General features: G+C 44.3%; 8 protein-coding genes. All 8 read left to right on the top strand.

What is annotated here, in order from left to right:
- Positions 1–220 precede the first annotated feature (220 nt).
- The 8 genes from ABV001_RS02560 (at position 221) to ABV001_RS02525 (ending at position 6913) form a co-directional block, all read left to right on the top strand.
- Positions 221–1093, top strand: a complete 873-nt coding sequence (locus ABV001_RS02560; protein ID WP_352421371.1) for a helix-turn-helix domain-containing protein — start codon at positions 221–223, stop codon at positions 1091–1093.
- 171 nt (positions 1094–1264) lie between these two features.
- Positions 1265–2485 (top strand): beta-ketoacyl-[acyl-carrier-protein] synthase family protein, encoded by a 1221-nt coding sequence (locus tag ABV001_RS02555; protein WP_352421370.1) that lies wholly within the window; start codon positions 1265–1267, stop codon positions 2483–2485.
- Positions 2486–2583: 98 nt separating this feature from the next.
- Positions 2584–2847, top strand: coding sequence for a phosphopantetheine-binding protein (locus tag ABV001_RS02550; protein WP_294081064.1), 264 nt, complete (start codon positions 2584–2586; stop codon positions 2845–2847).
- Positions 2825–3280 carry an ApeP family dehydratase gene (locus ABV001_RS02545; RefSeq protein ID WP_352421369.1) on the top strand — a complete coding sequence of 152 codons (456 nt, stop codon included), beginning with the start codon at positions 2825–2827 and terminating at the stop codon, positions 3278–3280. Before ABV001_RS02550 ends, ABV001_RS02545 begins: the two co-directional genes overlap by 23 nt.
- 1 nt (position 3281) lies before the next feature.
- Positions 3282–3680 carry an ApeI family dehydratase gene (locus ABV001_RS02540; RefSeq protein WP_352421368.1) on the top strand — a complete coding sequence of 133 codons (399 nt, stop codon included), beginning with the start codon at positions 3282–3284 and terminating at the stop codon, positions 3678–3680.
- Between the two features lie 3 nt (positions 3681–3683).
- Positions 3684–5168: a phytoene desaturase family protein gene (locus ABV001_RS02535; RefSeq protein WP_352421367.1), complete on the top strand. Its 1485-nt coding sequence runs from the start codon at positions 3684–3686 to the stop codon at positions 5166–5168.
- Positions 5169–5259: 91 nt separating this feature from the next.
- Positions 5260–5991, top strand: a complete 732-nt coding sequence (gene flxB, locus ABV001_RS02530; RefSeq protein WP_352421366.1) for a flexirubin biosynthesis SDR family reductase FlxB — start codon at positions 5260–5262, stop codon at positions 5989–5991.
- Positions 5992–6016: 25 nt separating this feature from the next.
- A complete protein-coding gene (locus ABV001_RS02525) occupies positions 6017–6913 on the top strand; it encodes a lysophospholipid acyltransferase family protein (protein WP_352421365.1) in 897 nt (298 codons plus the stop codon).
- The last annotated feature ends 2 nt before the right edge of the window (positions 6914–6915 follow it).

Below are 6915 nucleotides of genomic sequence, written 5' to 3'. Positions count from 1 at the left end.
GTCTTTCTGAACATAATCGGTTGCGCTTATTTTCCCTACAAGATACGATTTTTTTTCCTGATAGCAATGGGTTTTTGAACCCCGCTCGTGATATTTTTAGTAAATAATCTGTCCGCGACTTTTTAAAGTGGACTCAATAATTCGAGATTGCACATATTTATTCTTAACTTTGTAAGTTCTCAAGTGCAGTAAGGAGCATTTAATTCTAAAATTACTACCTATGAAAGAAAAAGCTACCGATGTTCATACGTCCGTCCATACGAATATTTATTCTATCAAAGATTTTACGATGGTTGATTCGGAAGATATTCTGGACGACCTGTCCGAAGATCCGGTCTTTATATTTGATGGCATTGTTTTTGGTATTTGCCTGAAAGGCAATTGCCTTTTTAAATTGAACCATAAAGAGATACAAATTGAAAGAGATTATGTATTGACTATTCTTCCCAAGCAGATCATCCGCCTCTTAGACAGATCTTCCGATTTTCACTGCAAATTGCTGTTTTTTCCCTATAATATCATACTGCAGTTTCCGCATTCGCTGAGATATGACTTTTTATTCCGGCTCAATCAAAACCCCGGTATCAAAATGCCGACGGACAAGATGGGGTCAATCCTGAAATTGCACTCGTTGATGACCGAAAACCATAATAAAAGTGGCGGTCCGTTCCAATGGAAAATCACTGCCAGCCTCTTGCAGGCACTTATGCTTATGGTGATTTCCGAATATGAAAATGAAAATTACCGGTTATCGTCCGTAGAAAAATCGAGGCAGGAAGGATTGGCTGAGCAATTTTTCAAATTGCTTGTGGTGAATTTTAAAAAAGAAAAGACCGTCACTTTTTATGCGAATGAATTATGTTTAACCCCAAAATATCTTTCCACAGTAATAAAAAAAGTGACCGGACGACCTGTAATGGATTGGATACATGAGATTTTAATTATAGGAATCAAGCAGGAACTGGTAAGTACTCACCGCACGATGCTTGAGATTTCGGAAGAATACAATTTTCCGAATCCCTCTTTTTTCAGCAGCTTTTTCAAACAGCATACGGGAAAGACTCCCATTGAATACCGTAAGAGAAATTTATAATCCCGGGGATGGGTGAAATTCTTCGCCTTTAGGTCTGGTGTGAGGTTTACGAATTCTTATTTATTATTAAAACGACTTTTACAACATATTACAGGATATTTCAGACACCGGAAAACTTCAGTAAAAGTATAGCTTTGTAGTTCAAAAACTATTTACGAAAAAACTTTTGGTATGGATAAAAGAGTCGTTATTACCGGCATGGGAATTTATTCTTGTCTGGGTAAAAATCTCGATGAGGTAAGAGATGCTTTATACAATGGTGTTTCGGGTATAATTTTCGATCCGGTGCGCAAAGAAAATGGGTTCAGGTCGGGGCTTACCGCACAAATAGAAATTCCCGAATTGAAGAATGAATTATCCCGGAATCAGCGTGTCTTTATGCCGGAACAGGCCAAATACGCTTATGCGGCAACCGCCGAGGCACTGAAGAACGCCGCTTTGGATCCCGACTATATAAACGACCATGAGATAGGTTTGCTGTATGGCAATGACAGTTCTGCTGAACCGACCGTAAAATGCGTGGATATATTTCGTGAAAAAAGAGATACTACCCGTATCGGGTCGGGAGGAATCTTTCAGTCGATGAACTCAACGGTAACCATGAACTTAAGTTGCATTTTCGGGTTGAAAGGCATCAACCTCACAGTTTCGGGTGCTTGTGCCAGCGGTTCGCATGCCATTGGCCTGGGAAGTTTGCTGATCAGGCATGGTTATCAGGATTGTGTTATCTGTGGCGGGGCGCAGGAAGTCAATCCCTTTTCTGTGTGCAGCTTCGACGGTATCAGCGCATTCTCGGTGCGGGAAAACGAGCCGGCAAAAGCTTCCCGTCCATTCGACCGGGACAGGGATGGCCTTGTCCCCGGTGGCGGTGCCGCGACCGTTATCCTGGAGAGTTATGAGTCGGCCGTGAAACGTGGAGCGCCGATTCTGGCGGAGGTGATCGGATACGGCTTTTCGGGTAACGGGGAGCATATTTCCAATCCCAACGTGAATGGCCCGCAACGTTCTCTCCTCATGGCCATAAAGCAGGCGGGTATCGATATTCGTGAAATAGGATATGTAAATGCCCATGCTACTTCCACACTGATCGGTGACCGTAACGAAGCCAAGGCGTTACATCTGGTATTTGGAGACCACAAACCGGAGGTGACCTCCACCAAATCACAAACCGGTCATGAAATGTGGATGGCCGGCGCAAGCGAGGTAATCTATTCCATGCTGATGATGAAAGGAGGTTTTATTGCTCCCAATCTGAATTTCGAAAATCCGGATGAAGATTCCGCCCTGCTGAATATCCCGTCGAAACGGATCGGAAAACATTTCGATATTTTCCTTTCCAATTCTTTTGGGTTTGGGGGAACTAACTCCTCTCTGGTAATCAGGGATTTATAGATATAATGAACGTTGTATTATATTGATGAAGGAATAAGATATCTGATAATCAACTATCAAAAATCTTATTCGATGTAAACTCTAATATTGATTGAATTATGACGAAACAGGAAATAATTGAGAAAACGAATGTCGCATTGGCTACAGAATTTGAAAAAGATCCCTCCCTGTTTAATCCGCAGGAAAATCTCAGGGAAGCGCTTGAGTTGGACAGTCTGGCCTTAGTGGACCTGGTGGCGCTTTTGGAATCCGAATTCGGATATAAAATCAAAGGCCCGGAAATTATAGAGGTAAAGACATTTGAAGATCTTTACGAATTTCTTCTAAAAAAACAATCCGATGAGGGCCATCTTGCTTCGTGAAGAACAAATCAAAAGCTTGATCTGTCAGCGGGAACCTGTCATATTGATAGATACATTTTTTAAACCTGCTGATCCGGAATATTACACCGGTCTGAAGATTTTGCCGGGCAATATATTTTGTCGGGAGGGCATTTTCTCTGCCGAAGGTGTGATAGAACACATGGCCCAGTCCTCGGCTGCAATGTTGGGATATTTGGCCGCCGGCAGGAATGAGCAGGTAAAAACCAGCTATATAGGAGAAATACGGGATTTTGAACTGGTGGATAATCCCCGGGCAGGAGATTTTCTGGAGACTATCATAGAAATCCTGTCCGAAGTGATGGATGTTATTCTTGTGAGAGCCGAGAGTTATGTTGTTTCGGAGCCCGTTGTCTCGGAGGCCGTTGTTTCAAAACCCATTGCTTCATGTAAAATGAAACTCGCTATAAACTGAAATGTGGATAGACAATTATTTTACAATTAACAGGAAGTCCGGGATTGAGAATGTCGATATCTATGATGTGGAATTGAATCCCGACTCCGAAATATATAGAGGCCATTTTCCGGGGGAGCCCGTTTCTCCGGGAGTTTGCAGCATCGGAATGATCGTTGCCTGTGCATCCCGGTCGATAGGATCTCCTCTGGAGATACGTAAAATATCAAGATGCCGGTTTTTGTCGGTCATATCCCCGCAAAACAGACAGGATCTACGGATAAGAATAGAATTGACAGATGCTATTCTGGCTGATGAAAAGCAGGGGAAGATGTATCAAATAGAGGCCTCCATCAAGTACAAGGAACTTGTTTGCCTGAGCTTGAAAGGGGAACTGGCGGAAAGGCCGGGGAAAGCATAAGGTATGAAGCATGATGTGATTATAATCGGCGGGGGACTTGGCGGCCTGCAATGCGGCTATATCCTCTGTAAAAAAGGATACGACGTTTGTGTCATTGAAAAGGGAAAAAAAGTGGGCGGCTGCCTGCAAACATTCAGGAGAGGAAAAAACGTTTTCGATACCGGTTTCCATTATGTGGGGGGATTGGATGAGGGGCAACCGCTGCGCCGGTTGATGGATTATTTCGGATTGAGCACCCTCCCATGGTACCGGCTCGACGCAAATGGCTATGACGAAGTGATCATAAATGACAAAAGTTTCCTGTTGGCAAGCGGCCATGGGCGTTTTGTCGAAACACTTTCATCCCATTTCCCGGAACAAAGGGCCGAATTGGAGGAGTATGCCTCTTTTTTGAAAAATGTGGGAGATAATATTTTCCATGTTTTCGGGAATAAAGAACACCGGGAGGAGGATTTTCTCAAATCGCTATTCTCCCGGTCGGCATACGCCTATTTGAAGGAGACGATCAAAGACCCGCTGTTGATAAACATCCTGTCGGGCAACTCGTTGAAGCTGGAGTTGCACCCCGACCGGTTGCCCTTGTATATATTCGCCCAAACCAACGAAACTTACACTGAGAGCGCATGGAGGTTGAAAGGCGGTGGGTCGTTGATCGCGGAGTCGTTGTCGGATGCCATTCAGAAAATGGGCGGCACGGTAATGACAAACCGGGAAGTGACGATGTTGAAAAACTGTAAAGAGAAAATAAATTCGGTGCTGCTCGACAATGACGAGGAGGGGGAAGCGAAGATTTTCATTTCAGCCATTCATCCCGCATCCACGATCGATCTGTTGCAAAACAAGGAACTCGTCCGTAGCTCATTCCGCAACCGCATCAGCCGTCTTGAAAATACATACGGCATTTTCACGGCACACCTGGAATTGAAAGAGAACAGGCTTCCTTACCTGAACCGGAACATCCACATACATGAACGTGATAACGTATGGTCGTATCATCATTATCCGGACAACGGTCAGAAGCGATATGTTTTTGTGAGTTTTGCCGTGCCGGAAAATGGCAGTCCCTATGCGACCCATATCGATTTGTTGAGTCCTATGCATTGGGAAGAGCTCAGGGAATGGGAGCATACCACTGTCGGAAAAAGAGGGCAGGGATATCTTGATTTAAAGGCAAAGCGGGCGGATGAATGCATTGATATTGCTTCGAGGCATATTCCCCGGTTAAGGGAATCAATCGAGACCGTATATACGAGTACGCCGCTCACATGGAGAGATTATACCGGTACCGTTGAAGGTTCAGCTTTCGGCATCCGGAAAAATTACAATGAATTGCCTTATACCATCCTTACACCCAAAACACCTGTTCCCAATCTGTTCCTGACGGGGCAAAATCTTTCGGTGCACGGCGTTTTGGGAGTATCCATGACCTCTTTTTTTACCTGTGCTGAAATTCTCGGGGCGGATACTGTTTTAAAACTATTTCGTTAAGCTAAAAGAGCAAAGTCAAACTTGTTTAACTTTGCCATAGCGAGAAATAGTCTAACTTTAGTGAAGATATAAAAATCAATGACCAACGAACATGAAGAAATATGCATTAGTTACCGGTGGTAGCCGCGGAATAGGGAGAGCGGTTTGTGTAAAACTGGCCGCGATGGATTATAATGTGATTATCAACTACCGTTCTCAGCAGGAGGAAGCCGAAAAAACACTCCAACTGGTCAGAGAAACCGGTGGGGACGGTGAAATCCTATGTTTCGATGTCTCTGACCGGCAAGAGACCGAATCGGTTTTAGAGCTGTGGAATGACCGTCACCCCGACGATTATATCGAAGTGCTGGTCAATAACGCGGGAATTTGCAGGGATAACCTTATGCTTTGGATGGTGCCGGAAGAATGGGATGAAGTGATCGATATCTCCTTGCACGGCTTTTATAATGTGACCCGCCCCCTGCTTAAAAAAATGCTGCTCAGGAAATATGGGCGGATCATCAATATATCGTCCGTCTCGGGATTGAAGGGGATGCCCGGACAGATCAATTATTCTGCGGCAAAAGGTGCTATTATTGCCGCTACAAGGACATTGTCGAGGGAAATAGCCCGCAAAGGTGTTACGGTGAATGCGGTGGCTCCCGGTTTTATCCAGACCGACATGCTGGAGAATATGGAGAAAGAGGCTGTCAAGGCACAAATTCCGGCCGGAAGAATCGGAGAAGCGAATGAAGTGGCTGAACTGGTCGGCTTTTTGGCCTCCAAACAAGCTTCCTATATTACAGGAGCAGTAATCCCTGTCGACGGGGGATTGACCGCCTGATTATTTTCTTTGAAGACAGACATATATGATACGTATTTTCCTGATTCCTTTCCTGTTGCTTTCTTATTTGCCTTTAAAGATGCTCTACGTCTTTTCGGACTGGCTTGCTTCTTTCCTGAGAAAAGGAATGCACTATCGTTCTGACGTGGTGAATATCAATATAGCCCGCTCGTTTCCCCAACTCAACTACAAGGAAATAGAACAGACTGCCAAAGGGTTTTATACTTATTTCTGTGATGTGCTTTTCGAATCGATGTGGCACATGTCCTCTTCGTCTAAAAAAGTGGCGGAGAGTGTATGCCTGTCCAACAAGGAATTGATTTCCCAAATCTTTGAAAAACAGGGGAAAATCATTTTTCTGTTGGGACATACGGGGAATTGGGAACTGGTGGCAGCCGCATTGTATCAGGCAATTGATTTCAACGATCCTCAATTCAGTGATACGGACTTTGTGTGTGTCTATAAGCAGATGAGCAACAGGCTTTCAAACAGGATAATGGAAGATTATCGGAAAATATTGTTCAGGAAAAGGGAAAGGGCTAAGGCAGTTGAAGCGGGCAGTATCATTCCCTATATGATGGAAAATGAAGGCCGGAAGAGTTTTTATTTCTTTCTGGCTGATCAATCTGCGAAAAAAACAGTCCGGTCGACCGTTACCCGTTTCCTGAACCAGGACAGTATTATGCAATCGGGGGTGGAATCCATTGCCCGACTGCAAAATATCCCGGTCGTGTATGTGGACATGGATCGATACGAAAGAGGAAAATATAGGGTAACCCTTATCCCTATCTGTGAGGAGAGCCGTGCAACCAAGCGTAATTTTATTACATCCAGATATGCGGAATTGCTGGAAAAAAGCATTGAAAGAAACAAATCCTGCTGGTTGTGGAGCCATAAGCGTTGGAAAGTCCGGGTTAACTGATT

The sequence above is a fragment of the Proteiniphilum sp. genome (assembly GCF_040307845.1).
Classification (GTDB): Bacteria; Bacteroidota; Bacteroidia; order Bacteroidales; family Dysgonomonadaceae; genus Proteiniphilum.
The sequence above is the reverse complement of the archived record's forward strand: the minus strand, read 5'-3'. Positions and strand labels throughout refer to the sequence as shown.